General features: G+C 52.2%; 19 protein-coding genes. 13 read left to right on the top strand and 6 right to left on the bottom strand.

Translation table 11 applies throughout. The annotated features are described in order from the left end of the window. Positions 1–380: 380 nt before the first annotated feature. From QOS46_RS12095 to QOS46_RS12075, 5 genes are all read right to left on the bottom strand, one after another. Positions 381–803 carry a winged helix-turn-helix transcriptional regulator gene (locus QOS46_RS12095; protein WP_326521346.1) on the bottom strand — a complete coding sequence of 141 codons (423 nt, stop codon included), beginning with the start codon at positions 801–803 and terminating at the stop codon, positions 381–383. A 205-nt stretch (positions 804–1,008) separates the two neighbouring features. Further along, positions 1,009–2,442: an aldehyde dehydrogenase family protein gene (locus QOS46_RS12090; protein WP_326521354.1), complete on the bottom strand. Its 1,434-nt coding sequence runs from the start codon at positions 2,440–2,442 to the stop codon at positions 1,009–1,011. 39 nt (positions 2,443–2,481) lie between these two features. Beyond that, a complete protein-coding gene (locus QOS46_RS12085) occupies positions 2,482–3,525 on the bottom strand; it encodes a substrate-binding domain-containing protein (protein WP_283610078.1) in 1,044 nt (347 codons plus the stop codon). Between the two features lie 167 nt (positions 3,526–3,692). Continuing rightward, entirely contained in the window at positions 3,693–4,685 is a 993-nt protein-coding gene (locus tag QOS46_RS12080; RefSeq protein ID WP_283610076.1) for an ABC transporter permease, read from the bottom strand. After that, entirely contained in the window at positions 4,682–6,175 is a 1,494-nt protein-coding gene (locus tag QOS46_RS12075; protein WP_283610074.1) for a sugar ABC transporter ATP-binding protein, read from the bottom strand. The genes QOS46_RS12080 and QOS46_RS12075 overlap by 4 nt, the downstream gene beginning before the upstream one ends. Before the next feature lie 342 nt (positions 6,176–6,517). Between QOS46_RS12075 and QOS46_RS12070 the strand changes: the two genes are divergently transcribed. The 13 genes from QOS46_RS12070 to QOS46_RS12010 all read left to right on the top strand — a co-directional run bounded on the left by QOS46_RS12070 (position 6,518) and on the right by QOS46_RS12010 (position 23,152). Further along, entirely contained in the window at positions 6,518–8,479 is a 1,962-nt protein-coding gene (locus QOS46_RS12070; protein ID WP_283610072.1) for a DUF5107 domain-containing protein, read from the top strand. A gap of 302 nt (positions 8,480–8,781) precedes the next feature. Continuing rightward, positions 8,782–9,681: a glycyl-radical enzyme activating protein gene (locus tag QOS46_RS12065; RefSeq protein ID WP_283610070.1), complete on the top strand. Its 900-nt coding sequence runs from the start codon at positions 8,782–8,784 to the stop codon at positions 9,679–9,681. A gap of 49 nt (positions 9,682–9,730) precedes the next feature. Next, on the top strand, positions 9,731–11,953 hold the full coding sequence (locus QOS46_RS12060; protein WP_283610069.1) for a pyruvate formate lyase family protein: 2,223 nt from the start codon (positions 9,731–9,733) through the stop codon (positions 11,951–11,953). Between the two features lie 16 nt (positions 11,954–11,969). Then, the gene (locus QOS46_RS12055; RefSeq protein WP_283610068.1) at positions 11,970–12,707 is read left to right on the top strand and encodes a cupin domain-containing protein; all 738 of its coding nucleotides are present in this window, start codon (positions 11,970–11,972) and stop codon (positions 12,705–12,707) included. A gap of 15 nt (positions 12,708–12,722) precedes the next feature. Next, on the top strand, positions 12,723–13,829 hold the full coding sequence (locus tag QOS46_RS12050) for a type I phosphomannose isomerase catalytic subunit (RefSeq protein WP_283610067.1): 1,107 nt from the start codon (positions 12,723–12,725) through the stop codon (positions 13,827–13,829). A 157-nt stretch (positions 13,830–13,986) separates the two neighbouring features. Further along, positions 13,987–14,895, top strand: a complete 909-nt coding sequence (locus QOS46_RS12045; RefSeq protein ID WP_283610065.1) for an AraC family transcriptional regulator — start codon at positions 13,987–13,989, stop codon at positions 14,893–14,895. Positions 14,896–15,065: 170 nt separating this feature from the next. Next, positions 15,066–15,476, top strand: coding sequence for an RrF2 family transcriptional regulator (locus QOS46_RS12040; protein ID WP_283610063.1), 411 nt, complete (start codon positions 15,066–15,068; stop codon positions 15,474–15,476). 64 nt (positions 15,477–15,540) lie between these two features. After that, positions 15,541–17,451: an acyl-CoA dehydrogenase family protein gene (locus tag QOS46_RS12035; protein ID WP_283610061.1), complete on the top strand. Its 1,911-nt coding sequence runs from the start codon at positions 15,541–15,543 to the stop codon at positions 17,449–17,451. 21 nt (positions 17,452–17,472) lie between these two features. Continuing rightward, positions 17,473–18,693 carry an FprA family A-type flavoprotein gene (locus QOS46_RS12030; protein ID WP_283610059.1) on the top strand — a complete coding sequence of 407 codons (1,221 nt, stop codon included), beginning with the start codon at positions 17,473–17,475 and terminating at the stop codon, positions 18,691–18,693. A 511-nt stretch (positions 18,694–19,204) separates the two neighbouring features. After that, the gene (locus QOS46_RS12025; protein WP_283610058.1) at positions 19,205–20,212 is read left to right on the top strand and encodes a CPBP family intramembrane glutamic endopeptidase; all 1,008 of its coding nucleotides are present in this window, start codon (positions 19,205–19,207) and stop codon (positions 20,210–20,212) included. 1 nt (position 20,213) lies between these two features. Further along, entirely contained in the window at positions 20,214–20,729 is a 516-nt protein-coding gene (gene tadA, locus QOS46_RS12020) for a tRNA adenosine(34) deaminase TadA (protein WP_283610057.1), read from the top strand. A gap of 233 nt (positions 20,730–20,962) precedes the next feature. Further along, positions 20,963–21,961, top strand: coding sequence for a choloylglycine hydrolase family protein (locus tag QOS46_RS12015; protein WP_283610055.1), 999 nt, complete (start codon positions 20,963–20,965; stop codon positions 21,959–21,961). Positions 21,962–22,306: 345 nt separating this feature from the next. Beyond that, positions 22,307–23,152, top strand: coding sequence for a hypothetical protein (locus QOS46_RS12010; RefSeq protein WP_283610053.1), 846 nt, complete (start codon positions 22,307–22,309; stop codon positions 23,150–23,152). A gap of 114 nt (positions 23,153–23,266) precedes the next feature. On the opposite strand, the gene ilvD is transcribed toward QOS46_RS12010, so the two are convergent. Continuing rightward, a complete protein-coding gene (ilvD, locus tag QOS46_RS12005; RefSeq protein WP_283610052.1) occupies positions 23,267–24,922 on the bottom strand; it encodes a dihydroxy-acid dehydratase in 1,656 nt (551 codons plus the stop codon). Positions 24,923–25,005: the final 83 nt, after the last annotated feature.

The raw sequence follows: 25,005 nt of genomic DNA, 5'->3' as shown, positions 1-25,005 counted from the left end.
CCACTTATTGGTTGTTTGGTGTGGCTCTTTCAGTATCACTTAAATTTTATAAAATTTGAAAATGTCATTAATAATAAAATACAAGTCAACGTGCAAGTCAAAACAATAGATCCAGTTTGATTCTATACTAAAGAAAACAAGCCACCACGTCAATGGCCGGGAGAACGGGTACGCTCCTTTTGACCCTTCATTAACATCAGGTTCTGATTCATTTCATGGTCAGGCCGAATTTACGTTTGGATTCAGTTTCCGCTTCTACAATTAATCAAAAGTCAAAAGGCGCCGGAAAGAATTCTTTCCGACGCCTTTTTTGTATCATTGTTTTATGTGCAGCAGCCATTTCATTGCAAGATTTAGACCCAGAATTGCAGGCCCGTCTGTCAATTCTCCTCTTCCTCTTTTTCCTCACAATTAGGATCGCTCTGGATGTTTTTTTTCGCAAGCTCCGCATAATACCGCATATTCGTCTTTCCCCACTCAAACATTTCGTCTACAATCGGCACCAAAGTTCTGCCAAGCTCTGTTAGGTGGTACTCCACTTTGGGCGGAACTTCATCAAATACATTCCGGTAAATGATCCCATCCTGCTCCAGCTCACGCAGCTGTTTGGTCAGAATCCGGTTGCTGATGTTCTTAAACAGCCGGAACAGCTCCCCGTACCGAAGCGGGCCTTCGTGCCCAAGGTGCCACAAAATCACAATTTTCCATTTGCCGCTCATCAAAGAGAGCGTAAGTTCTTTTTCGCAGTTGTACTCTCCGTTCAAAAGCCGTTTCTGAAGACTCTGCCTTAGCGTCAGTACCAAAACAATGGCCTCCCTTTTCTGAAGATCTTTTCTGCATCCTTTTTCATGCTCTTTGTAACCAGTATAAGGCAGTATTTTGAAAAAGTAAATAAAAATAAGGGAGATCAATTGAATATTTTCAAACAGGAATGCCAAATAAGACCCATCACCGTTTGTAATGAGCCTTATTTGGCATTGGTACAATCTATGCTATCACTCAGGAGGGTTACGCGTGTAAAATATTTTTCAGAATATAGGATTTTTCCTGCGTCATTTCATCCAGCGTGACACTGATTCCTTCCCGGCCGACTCCGCTCATTTTCCACCCGCCGAAGGGCTGGTCGGTATGGCGGTAATTGCCCGAGCCGTTAATGACGACTCCGCCGCACTCCAGCTGTGATGCAACCCGCATTACCTTTTTCATGTCGCGGCTCATTACGCCGGCCTGCAATCCGTAAATGGTATGGTTCGCGATTTGAATCGCTTCCTCCTCCGTATCGAACCCGATGATCGGGAGGACAGGCCCGAAAATTTCCATGTCGCAGGCGACATCCATCTCGGGCGTCACCTGATCGAGAACGGTCGGCTCAAAGTACGACTCGTTGTAAACGCTGCCGCCGTACAGGAGACTCGCCCCCTGTTCCACGGTGTAATCTACCTGCCTTTGAACCTCCTGCGCGGCCCTGGGGCTGATCAGCGAACCGAACTCCGTCGCTTCGTCGAGCGGGCTGCCCAGCCTGAGATGCTCCAGCCTTTCGATCACCCGGCGGATAAATTCCTCCTTGACGGAGTTCTGCACCAGAAAACGTTTTGGTGCACAGCAGGTTTGCCCCGCGTTCTGCACACGCCCCTGCACCGCATCGGCCACAGCCAGCTCCATATCCGCATCCTCGAACACAATAAAGGGGTCATTGCCGCCCAACTCCAAAAAAATGCGCTTGAGTGTTTCCGCTCCGGCTTTTGCAATGCCCTTTCCAACTGCGGTGCTGCCGGTCAAGCTAATCGCGTTGATTCCGTCGCTGCCCACCAGCAGGTCTCCCACCACGGCCCCGCCGCCTGTCACCAGCTGCAGCACGTTGCCGGGCACACCGCAGTCAAGGCAAAGCTCCACAATCTTCATAATGGTCAATGGATTATCGGTGGCGGGCTTAATGATGACCGCGTTCCCCGCCGCCAAAGCCGCAGCTGCTTTCTGTGAGCAAAGCTCTACCGGGTAATTAAACGGAGAGATGCAAGCAACCACACCGAGCGGTTCCCGCTGGGTGAAAATCATATCGTTTTCCGTACCAATCTGATAATCTGTCATGGTTTTCCCGTAATGGTGGTTTGCAGCCTCCGCAAAGCCGCGGAAGATCTGCGCGCATACGCGGATTTCTCCGCGCGCCTCGCGGATGATTTTTCCCATTTCGGTAGAAAGACTTACGGCGAGCTCTTCTCTGCGGGCGTCGATTGCATCCGCGCATTTTGTCAAAATGCGCGAGCGCTCGTGAACGGGAGTCGACGCCCAAACCCGTTTGCCAACCTGCGCCGCGTCGACCGCACGCTGAACATCCTCCGCGGTCGCCACCGGAATCGTGTCAAGGAATTCCTGCGTTGCAGAATTCAGAACGTCGGCGGTGGCCGCATTCCCTGCGTCAACACGTTCCCCATTAATAAACATTTTCAATGTAAGGCACCTCACCTGTCTGTTGAATTTTAATCAGAAGGAAGCCTTCGGGTCGTAGTATTTCTCCACGTTTTTCTTGCTGACGCTGACCGGGTCCAGATAAATGGTTCGGGAAACATTTTCGCCACCGTACCATTTCAGCACGGTTTCCAGTGTAAGCGTTGCGCATTCCTTCGGGTCGTTTCTGCCGGTAGCCAGCACCTGGCTGCCCTCTTTGATCAGGCGGTACATTTCCTTCTGGCCATCCACACCAACAATAACGATGTCGCTTCTCTTTGCCGCCTGAACGGCTTTCAGAGCACCCAGTGCCATGTCGTCGTTTTCAGCGACGATGCAGTTAATGGAAGGAGCTGCCATCAGCATATCCTCCGCTGCGGAAAGGCCGCCCTCCTGGTTCCAGCTGCCCCAGCCCTGCGTCAGAACCTGCACGTTAGTCTTGTTGGATTTGCCAAGCTGCGTTTCAATAACGCCCTTCATAACACCCATTCTTCTGTCTACGCCCAGCGCGTTGCCCTGATTGCCGCTGAGCAAACCGATTTTAATTTCCTTGTCGCCGAACTGCTCGGCTAGGTCGATACCAACCTTGTTGCCCAGCTCGTAGTTATTCGACTGAATCATCGAAATGTAATCCGCAGTGGGGTCAATTGTATTATCCATAATGAATACTGCAATGCCGGCCTTAGTGCATTCCTGCGTTGCGGGAATCGCGCCCTTGGGGTCTTTAGGATTGATGACAATCACGTCGCAGCCCTTTGCAATCAGGTCTTCAATGTCTGCCTGCTGCTTCGTCATATCCCCGTTGGCATTTGCCGTAAAGCAGGTGATTCCCTGTTTGGCGCAGGCCTCCTTAAAGGAGCTTTCCTGCGTTGCAAAATATGCGCCGCCCAACGTTTGCATCGAAAGGCCAATTTTCAGCTCTTTCACGTCCTTTTTCGTTTCCGCCGACGAAGACGTTCCGCTTGCCGGAGTTGCCGCCGGCTTTTCTCCCGTAGAAACCGCGCCCGCGCAGCCGAATAAGGATGTTCCCATCATGCAGGCCGCCAACAGCACGCCTGCCGCCTTTTTCCTGTTTTTCATTACTACAATCCTCCCTGTCAAATGATTCACACCTAATTTGTCTCTTGCAGAATCCCCGCTCCGGGAAAAACGCCTTGGTAGTGCGTGGGGCGTTTTCTTCCCATTGCAGGGGAGTCCAGGTATTTGAACGGCGGCACTACTCGCCGAACCCCTGCCGTAACCGGATGCTAATTTTTTTTGCGGCTGCCCTGCAGCAGCACCGCGACAATAATGATGATTCCTTTGATAACCTGCTGCGGGTAACCCGCTACATTCATCAGGTTCATAATATTTCCGATCAGCCCAAGGATCAGAACGCCCACCAGCGTATTAATCGCCGTGCCGCGCCCGCCCGAAAGGCTGGCGCCGCCAATGACGCAAGCTGCGATCGCGTCCATCTCCATTCCGCTACCGATGGTGGGTGAGCCAACCCCGGTGCGCCCGTCGCTGATAATACCGGCAAACGCGCACAGAAAACCAGAAATGGTGTAGACCATCCACTTGTAGTAGTTCACCCGGATGCCAGAGAGGCGCACCGCTGTTTCATTGCTGCCGATCGCCTGCACAAACCGGCCGAAGCTGGTGTATTTCAGCAGAAACGCAATCACCAGAAATACCAGCAGCGCCGTGATCACCGGGAACGGGATAGAGTATAAAGAGCCCTGCCCAAAAATTGAAACCGACCTGCTCTGAATCGGGATTGGCGTTCCCCGCGAAACAATATAAGCCACACCGCGCGCGGCCGACATCACCGCCAGCGTGACAACAAACGGCGCCATGTTCTGAAACGCCGAAAAATAGCCGGAAATCATACCGCACAGTGCCGCGAACAGAAAAGTCAGCAACAACGCGACCGGCAGACTGGTAAAGGCAGCAAAATAAGCGAACAGAACGCCGCTCAGCGCAACCACCGAGCCAACCGAAAGATCAATGCCCCCGGTCAGAATCACCAGCAGCATCCCCATGCTGACGATGGTGGTGCCCGAAAGCTGCCTCAGTAGGTTAGAAAGGTTCTTCTGCGTAAAAAACGCGTCCGACAATGTACTTGAAATAATAATGAGCAGCAAAAGCACCACAAGAGCTATGTACTTCTTAAAAAGCTCAGACGCACGGGCCTGCCCTGTGGATTTTCCGCTCAGCCCGCTTTGCAGCTTCAAATCACCGCTTGCAGAATGGTTCATTTCGCATTCCCTCCAACCGCTAGTTTCATAATGTTCAGCTCAGACAGCTCCTCTTTCTCCAGTTCTCCCTTTTTTTCACCGTTGTCGATCACAATTGTGCGGTCGCACATCCCGATAATCTCGTTAAGCTCGGACGAAATGATGATCACGCCCAGATTCCGATTGGCAAACTCGTTGATCAGATTGTAAATCTCAATTTTCGCCCCAACGTCCACTCCACGTGTCGGCTCGTCGAAAATGATCACCTGAGAATCTGTGTTGAACCATTTGGCCAGCACTACCTTCTGTTGGTTGCCACCGCTGAGCTGATGCACCGCCGCATCGATGCTGTCCGTTTTCACTGTCAGCTTTTCCACAAGCGACTCTGCCAGGCGATTCTCCTGTCCTCGCCGGATAATGCCAAGCGCTCCACGAACACTGCGAATATTTGGCATTGTAATGTTGTGCTTAATGGGAAAATCCAGCACCAGCCCCTGCTCCTTGCGGTTTTCGGGGATAAGACCGATCCCGAGCCTCACGGCGTCCTTTGGAGAACGGATCGTAACCTCCTGCCCGTTTAAATATACTTTTCCAGATTTTTTCCTGTCCGCGCCGAAAATCGCGCGCACGATCTCGCTTCTGCCGCTGCCCACCAGTCCAGAAATGCCCAGCACCTCGCCGCGGTGTACACGGAAGCTGATGCGACGAAAGACGTCGCCCTCGAGCTCCTCCACCCGCAGAATCTCTTCCCCCATCTTCACGCTGCGCGGTGGGAACAGGGTGGAAAGCTTTCTGCCGATCATCAGCTCAATCACCTGGTTCATCTCCAGCTCGTCGCGCCGGCCCGTGCCGGTCACCTCGCCGTCGCGCATGATTGTAATGGAATCTGCAATCTGAAAAATTTCTTCCATGCGGTGAGAGATGTAGATGATGCTGACCCCTTCGCCGCGCAGCTTATTCAGCGTTTCAAACAGCGCCGCAGTTTCCTTCGGGCTAAGCACGGCGGTTGGCTCATCCAGAATCAGAATCTTCGCATTCTGCGAGAGTACCTTTGCAATCTCTACTACCTGCTGGTACGCAACACTCAAATCCTGCACACGGCTTTTCACGTTAATTTCAAAATTTAGGCTTTTTAGCACAGCGTCAGCCTTTTCATAAAGCCGCTTCCAGTCGATCAGCTTTCCACTGCTCAAGCGATCCAGAAAAATATTTTCCGCCACCGTTAAATCGCCGGCCAGCTCAAATTCCTGGTAGATGATTCCGACCCCCAGCTCTTTCCCCCTGCGGGGGGAACCGATCTCCACCGGCACGCCGTCGATCGAAATCGTTCCTTCGTCTTTTTGATAAGCGCCGGACAAAATCTTCATCAGCGTGGATTTTCCGGCCCCGTTTTCGCCAACCAGCGCATGAATTTCCCCGGGCTTTACCGCAAAATCCACACCGCTCAGCGCTTTCACGCCTCCGAAGCTTTTTTTGATTCCTTCCATCCGCACACGATACCTGTCCTCCAAGGTTCTGCCTCCTTTCCCCCTAAGACACCCGCAACGCTCCTATTTGTTATATTTACCAAAAATAACCATTTTTTAATTTTAATATTATTATAATCATCTTGGAGTGAATGTAAAGTACGCACATTTTTGTTAGTGTGACAGTTACAAAAATGTGCGTACTTTACATTGAGAAAAAATGAGCTATACTGCAATCAAGAAGATAATTACAAAATTTACCATTTATGTAATATTTTTATATTTAAAATCACATTTAGGAGGTGATACCCATGTTCTAGCCTCACAAAAGCTCAGGAACGCCTAATTGAAGGAAGCTTGAGAAAAAGAAAGGAAGCGTGAAAAATCATGAAATCGTGGTTCAAGAAACTCTCCGGTCTTGTAATGGCGCTGACTCTGGCATTTTCCACTACAAGCGTAGCTTTTACAGCCAACGCAGAAGAAAGTCCTTCTCTGACGCTGTATGATTCCACTACCACTTTCCGACATTTTGATTTTACATTAAACGCTGATAATTCCTTTAATACCGGTAATTCCTCCAGCATTGTCAATCAGGTTCTGAACACCAAGGTCATTGAAAATTCCTATATTAAGGCAACGTTCCTGCCGGATTACGGCGCAAGGCTGATTTCCCTCATCTACAAGCCAACCGGAAAAGAGCTTTTGTACCAAAATCCTGTCGGAACTCCGTATGGGATCAACGAATACAATTTTTATTACAATTGGCTGATGGTTTACGGCGGAATCATGCCAACCTTTTCTGAGCCCGAGCACGGAAAATACTGGCTGACTCCCTGGAGCTATCAGGTCGTCGCGCAGGATTCCGAAAAAATTTCTATTCAGATGACAAAGACCGACGATGTTAATTTTGCAGCCACACCCGGTAAATTTAATAACGGCGCAACCGGCATCACCTGCAAGGTAACCTACACGGTTTACGCGGACAAGCCGTCTGTGGAAATGAAGGTCAACCTGAAGAATAATAAAAATCAGGCTGTCAATTATGAATACTGGACCTGCAACACGCTGGCGCCAGGCTCCACCCCAGGCAATACCGTAGGTTCCTCCTCCATGGAGATTGTCGCGCCGATGACCGAGGTGAAGAGCAAAGATGACTGGTGGCCCTGGATGGCTACCGTAGACGAAGCGGTAGACGCCTCGAATCACATCTTCAAGTTTGACAACCTCGCTCATTTCTCAAATTGGGACGACATGGGCATCGCCTATGCCAATAATCTTTCCGACAACTGGTGGGGCGTAATCAATCACGATAACGAGCAGGGGATTCTGCGTATCGCCGACAACGCCAACGCCACACCAGGCATGAAGCTCTGGACCTGGGGGCACGACCAGAGTTATGCCGTTAACCCAGAAACCGCCTATGGCAATTCCGCACGTCCTTATATTGAACTTTGGGGCGGAAACTCCTCCGAATTCTTTGCCGACGCAACTCTGCAGCCTCTTGAGGAAAAAGAGTGGACAGAGTATTATACTCCTACCGTAGGGCTCAGCCAGGTTACCAAGGCGAACCAGAATGCCGCGGCCTACCTGACCAAGAGCACGACGGACACACAGGCCACCTTCAACGCAAAGGTCAACACCACCCTGCCGGGTAAAACGATCCGCGCCACAATGAAGCTGACCGGCAGCACCAATTATACCCTTCTGGATACCACCTTTACCGCCCAGGCAGACAATGCACAGACCCTGACCGCGACCTCCGATCTGGACAGCATTGAGGCCGGCAGCTACACCTATCAGCTTGAACTGAGGGATTCCTCCAATCAGGTGCTGCTCATCGCCTCCATTCCCTTTACCAAATCCGGCGGCGGTTCCTCCCCCAATCTGCCCAGCGCAACCTGGTATTTTTACAATCAAAGCGTCAGCGGCACTTCGCCCAGCGGCCAGAACCTGCAGACCGCCAACAGCGGGATCTCCGGCTGGCAGCCGATCCGTGAAATCACCTCCACTCCCGCTTATTGGTATAGCCCGGAATTAAACGGCACCTATGCCGCCGGAAACTGGGATTTTACCCTTTGGACCTCCGCACCCGCGGGTACCTCCAACGTAACGGTAGAACTGTATCAAACGGATCTTAACGGCGCAAATGCCACATTAATCGGCTCACAGACCAAAGATATCTCTCTTACCGGCACCGGGAACCATCCTTCTCTATACACCTTTAGCAACGTTGGCGCAACTACATTTTCCGGCCAGCGCCTGATGGTGAAAATCACAAAGGCCTCCGGTGCATCTGTCAATATGGCCTACAATACCAATGACTTCCCAACTCGGCTTGTCACTCCATAATTCAGAAACAGCTATGCGGGCAGCCCATCTGCTGAACTGCCATATCTGAGAAAAAGGGGGAGAAGCAGAAGTTCTCTTAGCTCTATACCGGCCGGCCTCACTGAAAATGAGGCCGGCCGGTATTTTATTCGGTCGGCGGCGTGCCGGATGCCCCAGATCAAACGACCCCGGCATCCCGGTGAAATTTAACAAAACCCTAAAAAACGCAAATATTCAAACTCTTTTCGAAAATTTGGAAGCGGCATATCCACTATAATCAAATCAACAAACAATCTTTTGTTGATTTGATGGAGGAATGAAATATGAAAGGCATGGTTACAGACATACAGCGCTTCAGCCTAAACGACGGGCCGGGCATTCGCACCACCGTTTTTTTGAAAGGCTGCAATATGCGATGCGCGTGGTGCCATAATCCCGAAACCATCGACAGAAGGCCAGAGCTGCTTTTTTATCCGCAGAACTGTATTCACTGTTATAAATGTGTCTCCGTCTGTCCATCCAAGGCCCATAAGCTGATTGGCGGGGAGCACCGCCTGTTCCGCGGCCTGTGCATCCGGTGCGGCAAATGCACCGCCGTCTGTTACGCACAGGCGCTGCAGATGTCCGGGAAACTGATGTCGGTGGAGGAAATCATGCGAGAGGTTTTGCAGGATCGCGCGTACTATGTCGATTCCACGGGCGGCGTTACCTTTTCCGGCGGGGAGGCGTTCTGCCAGCCGGAGTTTCTGCTTTCCCTGACAGACGCATGCCGGCAGGAGGGGATTCATACCGCGATCGAAACCAATCTGGCCTCCCCTTTCAGCGTGATGGAGCCGGTCCTGAAAAAGACAAACCTTGTGATGTGCGACCTCAAGCTTTGGGACAGCGAGGAGCATCGGCGCTGGACCGGAATCGGCAACGAGCAGATTCTGAAAAACCTCAAAGAACTGGATACGCTCAGCATTCCCTTTATCGTGCGCACGCCGCTGATTCCCGGCGTAACCGACAGCGAGGAAAACCTGGAGCGAATCGCGGACTTTTTACAGGGGCTGCGCAATCTCCAATATTACGAGCTTCTCAATTTCAACCCGCTGGGGAACGGAAAATACGACGCCATCGCACAAGAAAACCCGTTCGCTGCGCATCGGCCGCTTCCCCAGCAGCAGGTACAGCCGCTGCTGAACGCCCTTGAACAAAAAAACCTTACGATCAAATTTTCTTAATGGATAGAATGGCAGCCAGATTGAAAACGGAAGAAAGGAAGGAGTCATTATGTCACAGCTTCAGTTTCTCAATGAATTTCCCGCAGACGAAGTGTTCTCATATGATAAGCGCATCCGCCTGTTGAAGCAGCGCAAGCTCCGCCAGACGCAGGAGAAAATAGACCGCGAGGGGGGCCTCGATGAAGACGATTACGGGCGCGTGGTTCCCCCGGAGAATGTTCATTTTGATTTTGTTCCCACCCATGAAAACGGCTCGTTTTATGGCTACAACGGCTGGACGCTGAACTATACCCATATTTTAAACCAGCACCCGCTGTACTGCGACCCGCTGGACGCGTTCGTCGGCAGAGGCTTCTTCTTCATGACCCGCGCCAAGGGCGAGATCTGGAATCCGGATTATCCCTATCCGGAGCTAAAACGGGAATTCAGCAAATATAATATCGTCTGCGGCATCGGTAGCGACGGTCACTTTACGCCAGATATCCAGATGGGGCTGAATCTTGGCTGGGGCGGCCTGCTGGAAAAGCTCCGGAAGGCCCGCGCCGCCAACCCTGACCTGGAATGCCGGGAATTCTACGACAGCGAGGGGCAGATCGTGGAGTGCATCATCGCGTTCCTGAAACGGATGGCAGGCGAGATTCATGCCCTGTCAGAACAGGAGCGCAACCCTTCGCTCAAGAAAAACCTTCAGGAAATGGCACAGGTCAACCTGAAAATCAGCGATCAGAGCCCCTCTACAATGCGCGAAGCCATTCAGTGGATGTGCTGGTTCAGCTTTTTCTCCCGCCTTTACAACCGCGGCCCCTCCGGCGGGCAGCTGGATGAGCTCTTACGTCCGTTTTTTGAGGCGGATCTTGCCGCGGGCAGGATCACCGAAGAGGAGGCCAAATTTGATATTGCCTGCCTGTTCCTGAACGACACTCGCTATTACCAGCTCGGCGGCCCGGATGAAAGCGGCAAGGATATGACCTCACGCATCAGTTACCTGATTCTGGAAGCCGCCGACTGGATCAACATTGCCTGCAACCTGACAGTGCGAGTGCACGATCATTCCGATGAAGAGCTAATCCACAAGGGCGTGGAATATTTGTTCAAGAACAAAACGGGCTGGCCGCGCTTTTCCGGAGACAACAGCCTGGTGAACGGCTTTGTCAAATGCGGATACAGCAAGGAACTGGCGCGCCGCCGCCTGGCGGGCGGGTGCCACTGGATGAGCATACCGGGCATGGAATACACGCTCAACGATCTGGTGAAGATCAACGCCGCCAAAGTGTTTGAGGTAGCCTATTACGATATGATGAAGCACGAGGAGCAGCCCTCGGTCGCTCTGCTGTGGGAGTATTTTGAACGGCACCTGGGCAAGGCGGTCGCCGCTACCGCGAAGGGCATATTGTTTCATTTAAAGTATCAGGAGAAAAATGAGCCGGAGCTGATCTGCAACCTACTCAGCCATGGCCCCGTAGAAGAGGGTCGTGATATTACGAAGAGCGCGCGGTATTTCAATATGTGTATCGACGGAGCAGGGCTGGCCACTGTGGCAGACAGCTTTGCCGCGTGTGAGCAGCGCATCGAGAAAGAAAACAAGATCACCTTTGAGGATTTGACGCGCCATATGCAGTTCAACTATTCCGATTTTGACGGAGAATACATCCGCCAAATGATGCTGCACAGCGAGCGCTACTGCGGCGGAGACACGGCGGGTGACGACTGGGCGCTGCGCATCAGCAAAACGTTCTCCCAAATGGTTCGGGGGCAGAGCCAGCTCTACCCCGAAATCTGCTTTATCCCCGGCTGGTTCAGCTGGTCGAACACACTGGAATTCGGCCACAATGTGCGCGCAACGCCGAACGGCCGACACGACGGCGAGGCGATCAGCCACGGGGCAAACCCTCATTCCGGCTTCCGCAAGGACGGCGCGGTCACGGCGATCGCCAATTCAATCGCCGCCATTCAGCCGGGGTACGGCAACACCGCTCCCTTCCAGCTGGAGGTAGACCCCGGGCTCGCGAACAGCCCGGAGGCCGTAGATAAAATAGTCAGCCTGATCCGCACGTTGCTCGAGCAGGGCAACACCCTGCTGAACATCAATATTATCGATAAGGATCAAATTTTGCGGGCACATCAAAATCCGTCTCTTTATCCCGACCTAGTTGTTCGCGTTACAGGCTTCACAGCCTTCTTCTCCATGCTGTCGCCGGAGTTTCGACAGCTCGTGGTGGATCGGGTGTTAGCTGTCAACGCGGCGTCAGAGGAAGAACGGCAAAGCATTTAGCAAAGGAGAGGAAAAGATGAAATCATCTGACATCCGGCAGGAAATTTTGAACCTGAGCAAAACAGCACAGGCGGAGCTGACCCTTCTGCCGCAGGAAATTCCGGGGGCGCTTCCCTGCCTGCACGTGCTGCAAAAGGGAAGCCACAAAACGCTGGAGGCCACCGGTGATACCCTGCGTGTGCTGTTCCTGATTCAGGGCAAAATTGAGTTTTGGGGACGCGGGCACAAGACGGTGTATTCTGAAAAAGCCGTCTACGTAGAGCATCCGCAGGAGGCGGTAACAATCACAGCCCTGGAGAACGCACATCTGCTGGAAATACGCTGGCTGCTGACGGAAAATGAGGTTCAGGCGATGGAACATGCCTCTCTCCCGTTTATGCAGACCTACGAGCAGGCGCAGAAATACCGTGATCCCTTTAAAAGCGAGAAAACGATCAGCCGCGCGATTGTACCGCACCGCGTCCTGCCCCGTTTTGCAATGGGCTCGGTGGAAACGCACGGCACCGACCTGATCGGCCAGCACTCGCATCCCCTGCTGGACCAGTTTTTTTACAGCTTTGCAGAGAACGACTGCATCCTGCTAATCGACAGTTTACAGCACCCCATGAAAGGCAACACCATTTTGCATATCCCGCTCGGCAGCAACCACGGGGTCTTTGTGGGAGAAACGCAATGTGCTCATTATCTGTGGATCGACTTTATTCCAGACGAAAGCGGACTCATCTACTTGGACGAAGTGCATAAACCTGTATAAGACGGGAGGAGCAACATGAAATCATCGGATCATCTGCCGTCGTTCGCCAAAGCTCCTTTCGCGCTCGACAATCCCCGCGTCTGGCGCACCTGTTTGGGCGGAAAGCTGTTGGACGCGCTGCATGGCAGAACAGTACAGGAGGACTCCCATTTTCCGGAGGAATGGATCGCTTCCACCGTCACGGCGCGCAATGCCGGGCGGGAACAGATTGCCGACGAAGGACTCAGCCACCCGGAAGCAGCCCCGCAGGTGAGCCTGCGGGAGCTGATCGGGAGCGATCCGGCGGCGTACCTGGGGGCAAAGTCCGCACAGCGCGACGGGCAGATGGGCGTGCTCATCAAGCTGATCGATTCCAGCGAGCGGCTTTCCATTCAGGTGCACCCCAGCCGCCAGCAGGCAAAAGCCCTGTTTCAGTCGGAATACGGAAAGACGGAATGCTGGCATATTCTTGGTGGCAGGGAAACCGACGGAGAAAAGCCCGCGATTTATCTGGGCTTTCGACCCGGGATTACCCGCGAATACTGGAGCGAGCTGTTCGAGCGGCAGAACATTCCGGGTATGCTCGAATGCATGCACCGCTTTGAGGTCAGCCGCGGGAATACCTTTCTCATTGAGGGTGGCACGCCGCACGCCATCGGCGCGGGGTGCTTTCTGGCGGAAATTCAGGAACCGACCGATTATACCATCCGCGTGGAGCGCAGCACACCCTCCGGCCTGCACATTGCGGACTCCATGTGTCACCAGGGTCTCGGCTTTGAAAAAATGTTCGACTGCTTTAGCTACACCGGCTATTCCGACGAGGACACTCTGAAAAAATGGAAAATTCCCGGCCGGGTTGAAATCGAAGACACCACCCTGCGCACACAGCTCATCGGCTATTCCAATACGCCCATGTTCCGCATGGATTCCCTTTGGATTCCGTCACGTGCGCACCTGCAACAAATCGGTGAGTTTTCCGTCTTTTGTGTTTTAGCCGGAAGCGGCCGGCTTGTCTGCGGCACTTCGGAACTTCCACTCTCCCCGGGGCGGCAAGTGTTCTTTCCTGCACAGTCCGGCGACTGTGACGTGCTTACCGACGGTGGCGAACCGCTGGAAATTCTGCAATGCTTTGGCCCGCTTTAAACTCTGAGTCAACCATTTTGAAGGACAGCGATGAGAAAGCTCTCGCTGCCCTTTTTGCTATTTGAAGAGAAAAATTTTATCGTTCTGAACAGCAGAATTTACCGAGTTAATTTGCTATAATAGTAAAAAACAAATAGCGATCGGGTGGTGAGTTTACATGGGGCATTATGCTCAGTATAAAGAAAATTTTAGTAACGATTTCTCAATTGAACACAAGGTCTCCACGCAAAGCGAAAAAATTAATTTTCATATTCACGATGTGTTTGAAATCCTGCTAAACCTCTCCGACAATATCCAGTGCATGATACAGGATAAAACCTATATTCTGCGTCCCAACACGCTGCTGCTGTTCAACAACATGGATTTACACCTGATCCGCATGCTGCCTCAGACCAAACGGAACGACCGTTATGTGCTGTATTTTAAACCGGAGCTGATCGAGCCTTTTTCCTCCGCGTCCACTAATTTGCTGGAATGCTTTTTCTTTCGCCCTTTTCCCGATGCCAGCTTGTTGTATCTGAACCCGGATGAAGCACAGGACATTCTGGTACTTTTGAGTCAGCTGAATTATCAGCAGAACCATTTGAAAGAGGAGCAGAACCACCCACAAGAGCCATTTGGTCAAGACCTGATGATGAAATTTTTATTTGGGCAGCTCCTGATCAAAATCAACCGCATTTATCGAAGGCAGCACAGCCTGTGCGATGCTATCAACACTGAAACCTACGGCCGCATCTACGAAATCATTCAGTATATCCATAAAAATTACACGGAAAAGCTGTCCTTAGATTTTTTATCGCAAAAATTTTATATTAACAAATTTTATCTGTGCGAGCTATTCCGAAAAGTCATGGGTATGACCCCTACCCAGTACCTCATCAGCTGCCGTATTTCAAAGTCGAAGGAACTGCTCCTGAATCAATACTCCGTGGACGATGTGTGCGCTCTCGTCGGCTATAACAGTCTGGCCCACTTCAGCCATTCCTTTAAACAGCATACCGGAAAAAGTCCGAAGCAATATCAAATGTCCCATGAGAATAACAGTCTGTTTCCAACGCTGAAATAACGCAAAATCTACCTGCTCAATTTCTCCCGATTTTTTGCTCAAAGAGAATTTTGTAATAAATCGATAAAAGTTTTGCTGATTTTATCTGCAAAAACAGCTTTTTATTCAAATTAATCTTGACAAAAAACATCCAGTTTGCTAGAATGCAGACAGAAAGTGGAGGTGACACCTTGCTCATCACAAAAGAGACCGACTATGCACTGCGAATTCTGCGCGCATTGGCAGACGGCAACCGCATGACTGCCCCAGAGCTGGCCGCAAATGAGCAAATCCCTCAGCATTTTGCCTATAAAATTCTGAAAAAACTCGATAAAGCGGGCTTTGTCCAAATCGCGCGCGGAGCCGACGGAGGCTACACCTTAGCCGCCGATCTTAGCAGCGTTACGCTGTACCGGCTCATCCGCGCAATGGAACGGGACGCCGCTGTGAGTGCTTGCACCGCTCCCGGCTATAAATGCCAGTGGCGAAAGGCGCATGGAGGCGAGCTTTGCAAGGCGCACATTCATCTTGCGCAGATTCAGCAGACGTTGAATCGCGAACTGGATTCACACACCCTGCAGCATATTTTGTTTGGCAGCTGAACCTTCTCTCTCTATACAGGCAGAAAAACCCTAACGATACACAGTCGCAAAAGGAGGAAGCAATATGTTATTCAAGACCACACAGCAGCACGAGGAACTCCGGGCGAAGGTTCGGAACTTTGCAGAGGAACAAATCAAGCCCCTGGCCTTCCTGCTGGATAAGGAAAACGAGTTTCCGGCGGAAGCAGTAGCCGAGCTGGGAAAAATGGGACTGCTGGGCATCCCTTACCCCAAGGAATGGGGCGGCCTGGGACTGGATATCATGAGCTACGCTATTGCCGTAGAAGAGCTCTCTCGGGTAGACGGCGGAACCGGAGTCATTCTTTCGGCACATACCTCTTTAGGCACATGGCCCATTTTTGCCTTCGGCAATGAAGCGCAGAAGAAAAAATACTTAATCCCGTTATGTAAGGGCGAGAAGCTCGGCGCGTTCGGCCTCACGGAGACAAACGCGGGGTCAGATGCCGGCGGCACGGAGACTACTGCCGTAGACAAGGGCGATTATTACCTGCTGAACGGCGGCAAGATTTTCATTACCAACGCCCCCAAGGCAGATATATACGTAGTCTTTGCTGTGACCACACCCGACATTGGTACCCACGGAATTTCGGCCTTCATCGTAGAAAAAGGCTGGAAGGGCTTTGAATTCGGCGACCATTACGACAAAATGGGCATCCGCTCCTCCTCCACAGCCGAGCTGATCTTTAATGACGTGAAGGTTCCGAAAGAAAACCTGCTCGGCAAAGAGGGCGAGGGCTTTAAAATTGCGATGGCCACGCTCGACGGCGGCCGCATCGGCATTGCCTCGCAGGCGCTCGGCATCGCGCAGGGTGCATTCGACCAGGCGGTGGATTACGCGAAGGAGCGCGTTCAGTTCGGCAAGCCCATAGGCTTCCAGCAGTCCATCTCCTTTAAGCTTGCAGATATGGCAACCAAGCTGCGCAACGCGCGGCTTCAAATTTACTCCGCAGCCGAGCTGAAAGAAAACCACGAGCCTTACGGCATGGAATCGGCTATGGCCAAGCAATACGCCTCCGACATCGCTCTCGAGGTCACGAACGACGCGCTCCAAATCTTTGGCGGCACCGGCTACCTCAAGGGGATGGAGGTGGAGCGGATGTACCGCGACGCCAAAATCACCACGATTTACGAGGGAACCAACGAGATTCAGCGCATTGTCATTGCATCCCACATTTTGGGCAAGCCGCCCAAGAAGGCCGGCGGAGCCGACCGCCGCATGCAGAAGCCCGCTCCGATTACTGGAGTGCGCAAGAAAGTAATGTTTCGCGATGGCGTTGCGAAAGAACAGGTTCAGGCCTTGGCGGAAGCACTCAAAAAGGACGGCTTTGACTTTACGGTCGGAATCCCGATGGACACCCCGATTACGAAGGCTGAGCGCGTTGTTTCCGCGGGCAAGGGCATTGGAGACAAGAAAAATATGAAGCTGATCGAAGCGCTGGCGAAAGCCGCGGGAGCCGCTGTCGGTTCCTCGCGCCCGGTTGCGGAAACGCTCAAATATCTTCCCCTGAACCGTTATGTCGGTATGTCCGGCCAAAAGTTCACCGGCAACCTATATTTTGCCTGCGGCATTTCCGGTGCGACCCAGCACCTCAAAGGCATTAAGGACGCCTCGATCATCGTGGCAATTAACAAGAACGCCAACGCCCCCATTTTCAAAAACTGCGATTACGGTATCGTCGGCGATGTGAATGAGATTCTGCCCCTGCTGGCCGAGGCTCTCGGCACCGGCGAAAAGCAGCCGGCCCCGCCCATGGTAAAAATAAAGCGCCCGCAGATGCCGAAGCCCGAGCCCATCGGCCCCCGTTACGTCTGCAGCGGCTGCGGCTACGAGTATATACCGGAGCTGGGCGATGAGGAAAGCGAAATCGCACCTGGCACCCTGTTCCGGAACCTGCCGGAGGACTGGGTTTGCCCCGAGTGCGCCGAGCCGAAGGATCAGTTTATTCAGGCATAATGCCAGAGGGAGGAAAAATTTATGTATTGCGTCAGAAATGTAACCGAAGATTTATACTGGGTGGGAGCCAATGATCACCGGCTCGCCCTGTTTGAAAACGCATATCCCATCCCCAGAGGCGTTACCTATAACTCATACCTTCTGCTGGATGAAAAAACCGTGATGTTCGACACGGTGGACTGGTCTGCCTGCCGTCAACTGGTCGAAAACGCTCAGCACGTGCTGAACGGCCGCCCGCTGGATTACCTTGTCATCAACCATCTGGAGCCCGATCACGCGGCTTCCATCGACGAAATTCTGCTCCGCTGGCCGGATGTAACGCTGATCAGCAACGAAAAGGCCTTTATGCTGATGCGCCAGTTCGGGTTCCATGTGGATTCTCACAAAACCATTGAGGTAACCGAGGGCGACACCTTCAGCTTCGGCAAGCACACCGTTACCTTTGTGTTTGCGCCCATGGTTCACTGGCCCGAGGTGATGGTCACGTTCGACACAACCAACGGCGTTCTGTTCTCCGCCGACGCGTTTGGCACCTTCGGCACTCTGGACGGCAAGCTGTTCGCGGATGAAGTCAACTTTGACCGCGACTGGCTCGACGACGCCCGCCGGTACCTGACAAACATCGTGGGCAAATACGGCCCTCACATTCAGCTACTGCTGAAAAAGGCGGGCGGGATTCTCGACCAAATCAAATATATCTGCCCGCTGCACGGCCCCGTGTGGCGCAAGGATTTAATGTACTTTATCCAGAAATACGACACCTGGAGCCGTTATGAACCGGAAGAGAAGGGCGTCCTAGTTGTCTATGCCTCCATGTATGGCAATACGGAATCCGCCGCACAGGCACTGGCCGCAAGGCTCTGCGACAAGGGCATGACCAACGTCGCGCTGTACGACGTCTCCTCAACCAACGTATCTCAGCTCATTTCCGAAACCTTCAAATACAGCCACATTGTGCTGGCCTCCGTCACCTATAATCTGGGTATATACCCCGCCATGCACAACTACCTGCTGGACATGAAGGCCCTCAATGTGCAGAAGCGCACCGTAGCCATCGTAGAAAACGGCTCCTGGGCCTGCACCTCCGGCGACCTGATGCAAAAGTTCCTTACCGAAGAGATGAAGGATATGACCGTGCTCAACGAGCGCATCAGCATGGCATCTTCCCTTGGGACAGATAAGGAAGTGGAGCTGGATACTCTGGTAGATGCGATTCTGGACTCCATGAACGAGAAAAAATAACCAAATACCCTGCGGTACGTCAGCTGCTACTCCCCTAACTTTAACCGCCGCGCGGCGAAACCAGATGCTGACGCGCGCAGACTGATCCCGCAGACGGATCGCCGGACTCTTGCCGGTCCCCCACCTTAGGCAAGAATCCGGCGGTCTTTTTCGTTGTTCATGGCATCTATCGTCACAGTGTAAGGTTCCCTCAAAATTCACCGCTCCAGTTTCAATTTACTTTTTCATGTGTTATAATAACCTCACGCCGCACTCCGAAGCAAAGCTTCGGGCGGCTGAGAGAGCATTGAAACAGCAGCCCGGAGAAAAAACCGCTTGGCGGGTTGTTTTGGTCACTTCTTGCTCGTTTCTGTTATAATAACCTCACACCGCATTCCGAAGCGAAGCTTCGGGCGGCTACCCTTTTTTTGCGCATATGGCCGCGAAAAATTTTTTCCCAGTGCGCAAAAAATGCAATCATAAGTAGAAATAACACAACTGTTCTTGATATCCATGGAAAAGGAGACTTCGCATGAAGCAGCAAGCAACCGGCTTCCCCACCGATTTTGGCCGGTACTCCGCCGGGCAGGAAAAAAAGGCGCTTCGCTGGGAGGCAAACCGTCTTTGCGTAGTTTTGATCGCAATTCAGGCACTCGTGGCGATTCTGTCCGTGCTGTCTCGGCTGTATCTGCGCCAGCTGAACCTCATGGGCTACTCGCTTGACGCCTTTCAGGGTATTCCTCCCATTCTGTACTTTTTGTCCTACGCATCTGTGTATCTCGTCGGCCTCACGCTGCCGGTGTTCTTCTATTGGGGAATCCGCCATATTTCGCCCGTGCGAGCCCTGCGGTTTGAGCCGGTTCGGCCCGCGACCGTTTTTTGGATGGTGCTGTTCGGTGTTGGAATCTGTACCACCGCAAACATTCCTTCTAACATGGTGGTAACCTTTTTCAAATCAATGGGATACAGCGGCAAGGTCCCCGATCTTCCCCTGAACGAGGACCCCTTTGTGCAAGCCCTGTTCTTCGTTACGCTGGCAATCATTCCTCCCATTACAGAGGAACTGATTTTCCGCGGAGCAATTTTAAGCGGGCTGCGTCAATTTGGCGATGCGGCGGCCATTTTTGGTTCCGCGTTTCTGTTTGCGCTCTACCACGGCAATTTTGCCCAGATGGTATTTGCGTTCCCGTGCGGATTGGTGCTGGCTTTTGTGGTGATCAAAACCGGAAATTTGTGGGTTTCCATCCTGATTCATTTTATTAATAATGGAACCTCGGTTCTGTTTCAGCTTTCGCAGTTTTATACCAATGAGGCAACCGCATCCGCGGCTTACACGGTTTACTTTATCAGTTCGGCCCTTGCGGGCGTTGGTGCGCTGATCTTTCTTTCCAGACGTGACAAAAACCTGTTTCGCCTCGATGACCACAATTCCGTTCTGACAACCGCGCAGAAGTTTGTCACCACGCTGTGGAACCCCGGGGCCGTCGCCCTGATTCTGCTTTCGCTTGTCAGCGCGGTTTATGTTTTGGAGACCTACTGATATGACGGATCTGGAGCGGGACGAAAAAATGATGCGCCGCGCGCTGGAGCTGGCGCGGCAGGCTTCCCTTGAGGGCGAAGTACCCGTAGGCGCTGTCATTGCCCGCGGGGACGAAATCATTGCGGAGGGCCGAAACCGCCGGGAAGCCTGTAAAAATGCTCTTTGCCACGCGGAAATAGAAGCGATTGACGCCGCGTGCCGCGCACTCGGCGGCTGGCGGCTGTGGGAATGCGATCTGTATGTCACATTAGAGCCGTGCCCCATGTGTACGGGGGCAATCCTAAACGCCCGGATTGTCCGGGTTGTCTTCGGCGCAAGTGACCCCAAAGCCGGTTCCTGCGGCTCCGTGGTCAATCTGTTTGATCTGCCGTATAATCACCATCCCCAACTGGTATCCGGTGTTTTACGCGAGGAATGTGGCACGGTACTCACAGATTTTTTTCAACAGCTTCGTGAGAAGCGGGCTGTCAAAAAAGCCTGCGCAGAAGAAGCTCCCACAGAAAAACGAACAGAATAACCACCGGGGCTTTCCGTTTCACTCTATTGATTGCAATCGGAATCAGCTTAAATGCCGAAATTTGTCACATCTCTCCTGCCGCGCGATTCCCGCAAGATGAGGCCTCACATAAATTCTCCTCGCGGATTATAATGGCATGAGAGAAACCAACACGGAGAAGATCACAGAACAGCAGCCTGCCAATTTTGCAGGCTGTGATTTTTATTCTATTGATGAGAGGACGGAAAGCCGATATGTGTACATCGATCACTCTGCTGAATGCGCAAAACGAAAACTTTTTTGGGCGAACCATGGATTTTTCTTACGATATTGAGCCGGAGCTGTATGTTCTTTCGCGCAATTATGTGTGGCACGGCGCCTACGGCAGCCAGAAAATGCACAATCCTTATGCCATTATCGGTGTAGGGCAGGAAGATGGGCCTCTCATGGTGTTTTATGACGGCGTAAATGAAAAAGGGTTTGCCGCAGCCTCCCTGTATTTTGCCGGGTACGCCGCGTACGAAACAAAGCCAATGCCGGGGAAAATGCCGGTGGCTTCAATGGATTTCCTCCATTATATGCTGGCAAACTGCGCCTCTGTGGAGGATCTGGAAAAACTGGTTTCACAAGCTTCCATCATTGGCGTGCCGGACCCGGTGACAAATATTGCAGCTCCTCTGCACTGGATCGCCACTGACCGCAGCGGGAAAAGCGTCGTCGTGGAGCGCACCGAGCAGGGCACACGGGTATACCCCAACCCGATCGGGGTAATGGCAAACAGCCCGGACTTCCCGTGGCACATGACGAATTTAAAAACCTACGCGCAGGTATCGCCCCGGCAGGCGACGGAAAACCAGTGGGGAAATCTCACGTTAAAACCATTTGGACAGGGTGCGGGAGCCTCGCTTCTGCCCGGCGGCTACACCTCCCCGGAGCGCTTTACGCGCGCGTCCTACCTCAAAACGCACCTGCCCATCCCCCAAACCAGGGAAGAAACGGTAATGGCCTGCTTCCATGTGATGGAAAGCGTATCCATCCCGAAGGGCGCGGTGATCAGCAACCGCGAAACCTTTGATTACACACGTTACACGGTGTTTTTGAACACCCAGACCTGTGAGTATTATTTTAAAACATATGAAAATTCACAGATTCACACCGCCAGCCTGTGGGAAAATTACCGGGACGGGGAATCTCGAATTCGTTTGGGCCGTTTGAGCCGTCCCGTTCAGTTTGGAAAGGTTACCGTGGTTTGAGTCAATCCCTATCAGGTCTATTCGCAAAAATGCGGCACCAACATCTACAACAAGTTAAAAGGAAAGCGTTTTCAACAAATGGTTAACTATTTGTTGAAAACGCTTTCCTTTTTTGAGACAAATCATTCCCTTCTATTGGTGTTTGCAAAACGCACAGATAATCGCTTTTGTTTTGTATACTATTCCTATTTATAAAAAATATTAAATTTTTGATGAAATTATGTAACAAATCAAGAGGTTGAAACGTTATGTTAATAGAAGGGAAAATTTGTAATTAAATTATCTTTCCATTTTTTGTCTTTGAATTTTAACAGAATAAAAATGACTTGATAAAGGAGTTGTCCCATGGAGCATTCAATAAAGAAAAAAAGATTGTTTTTCGGCATTCTAGCAGTGGCCTTAGTTACAGCTATGGTCGGGCTTACCTTTCATCTGTTTTCCATTCACAAAACAGACGCGGGCAAGCTTCTTCCTGTTCTGGGCTCAATCAACGTGCGTGAAAACGACAGTTTTCTACTCTCTTTTGACTTTTTAACAAACAACGGCTCTAATATCGAGTTTTTAAACCAGACAGAGGATTTAAAATTAACCGCGGACAATAAAAATTTTGAAGTATTAAATTATACGGTAGATAAATCCTCCGGCGGCAATCCCTATGTCTATGTGTTTAACGCCACGTGCCGTGTTCGGGGAAGCGACCCAATCGAATTGCACGAACTGACCATTCAAACCAAAACCGCCAAATATACCTACGACCTCGGTAAAATAAAAATAGTTCCCCATAACCAGCTGCAAGAACCTGACCACATGAAGCTGATAAGCAATCGAGTTGCGAATTTAAGAGATGGAATTGGGGGCTACGACGCGGAATATGTCAACGAAGGTACCGAACCGGCTGTCATCAAGCAGATTGTAATCGATCGCGATTTTCAGGCCTTTCACCCTCAGGTATACCTGAATGATCAGCTCATTTCAGACCCACAGAACGTTCATTTTTCTGTGCCGCCAAAGGAAAGTGTAATGCTCTTGATCAAATTTCAAAAGGAAGACAGTCCTTACGAGTTCTTTCGATTCGCCCCCACAATCGTACTGGAATCCTCCACAGAACTCCGTTGCCCTTATGCAAACAGTGGCGCTTCGCTGGATCAAAAAGGCATAAAAAGTTTATATCAGAAATATTTGAAGGACTAATTGGCATTGATATGTCGCAGTGTCCTGAAAATATATAAATTAAGAGCAAAAAACATAAAAAAGCGGTTCACCCAGCTTCAGCCGGGTAAACCGCTTTTTATTTCATTAATTTATTTATTTCTCAAATACCGCGCCGCGTGAACCGGAGGTCACATGCTGCGCATAGCGCTTGATGTACCCGGAAAGCTCTTTGTGGGGCGCTTTCCATTCCTTGCGGCGGCTTTCCAGCTCAGCCTCGTCCACATGCAGGTTCAGCACGCGGTTTGTGATGTCCACGTCGATAATATCGCCCTCGCGGATCAGCGCGATGGGGCCGCCCACAGCGGCTTCCGGTGAAACATGGCCAACCGCCGCGCCGCGCGTCGCACCGGAGAAGCGCCCGTCAGTGATCAGCGCCACGCTGGAGCCAAGACCCATGCCCGTAAGAGCAGAGGTAGGAGTCAGCATCTCGCGCATGCCGGGGCCGCCCTTCGGGCCCTCATAGCGAATCACAACAACGTCACCCGCGTTGATTTTGCCGGAGAGAATCGCGTTCGAAGCGTCCTCCTCACAGTCAAAGCAGCGAGCCGGGCCGGTGTGCTGCATCATTTCGGGAGCAACCGCACCCTGCTTGACCACCGCGCCGTCGGGGGCAATGTTGCCCTGCAACACGGCGATGCCGCCGTCCTTGCGGAACGGGTCTTCCAACTTACGGATAATCTCGCCGTCCGCGTCTGGCGCATGACTGATGCGGTCCGCCACGGTGCCAAGAACGGTTTTACAGTCGGTGTTGAGCTTACCGCCACGTGCCAGCTCTTTCATGACGGCAGGGATGCCGCCTACCTGATTCAGGTCGGTGATAAACACCTGGCTGGCCGGGTTCAGCTTGCACAGCTGCGGGGTATCGCGGCTGACGCGGTCAATATCGGTAATATCGAGCTTCACGCCGCGCTCATAGGCGATGGCGGTCAGGTGCAGCACCGAGTTGGTGGAGCAGCCGAGTGCCATTTCGGAGCGCAGGGCATTCTCGAAGGATTTTTCGGTCAGGATGTCGCTGGGGCGAAGATCCTCGCGGTACAGCTCCAAAATGCGCTCACCGGCGGTTTTCGCCAGCTGAATGCGCTCAGACATCACAGCCGGGATGCTGCCGTTGCCGGGCAAAGCCAGACCAATCGCCTCAGTAAGACAGTTCATGGAGTTTGCCGTGTACATGCCGGAGCAGGAACCACACGTGGGACATGCGGATTTTTCCAGCGCAGTCAACTCGGCCTCATCGATTTTACCGGCGGCAAAGCTGCCCACGGCCTCGAACATTTCAGAAAGGCCAAAGCGAACACCGTTGTGCAGACCCGGCAACATGGGGCCACCGCTGACAAAGATGCTGGGCAGATTCAGGCGGCAGGCGGCCAGCAGCATACCGGGCACAACCTTGTCGCAGTTGGGGATAAACACGACCGCATCGAGCGGGTGCGCGGTGAGCATCACTTCAACGGAGTCGGCGATCAGCTCGCGCGAACACAGGGAATATTTCATGCCCTTGTGGTTCATGGAAAGCCCGTCGCAGACACCGATGGTATTAAACTCAAACGGAACACCGCCGGCATTGCGAATCCCGGCCTTGACCGCCTCACTGATGTCTTTCAGATGACGATGGCCCGGAATGTAATCGCTGGCGGAATTGACCACCGCGATAAAGGGGCGTTTCATCTCGCTTTCCGTCAATCCCAGCGCATACAGCAAAGAGCGATGCGGGGCACGTGCGGCGCCTTCTTTCATTAAATCGCTTCTCATCGTGTTTTCCCTCCTAAAAGTGCCTTATTATGTCTTACATCCAATCAGCGTATTACAGTTGTTCCTTCTCCCCCACCTCCGGC

This window comes from Faecalispora anaeroviscerum, assembly GCF_947568225.1.
Taxonomy (GTDB): Bacteria; Bacillota; Clostridia; order Oscillospirales; family Acutalibacteraceae; genus Faecalispora; species Faecalispora anaeroviscerum.
The sequence above is the reverse complement of the archived record's forward strand: the minus strand, read 5'-3'. Positions and strand labels throughout refer to the sequence as shown.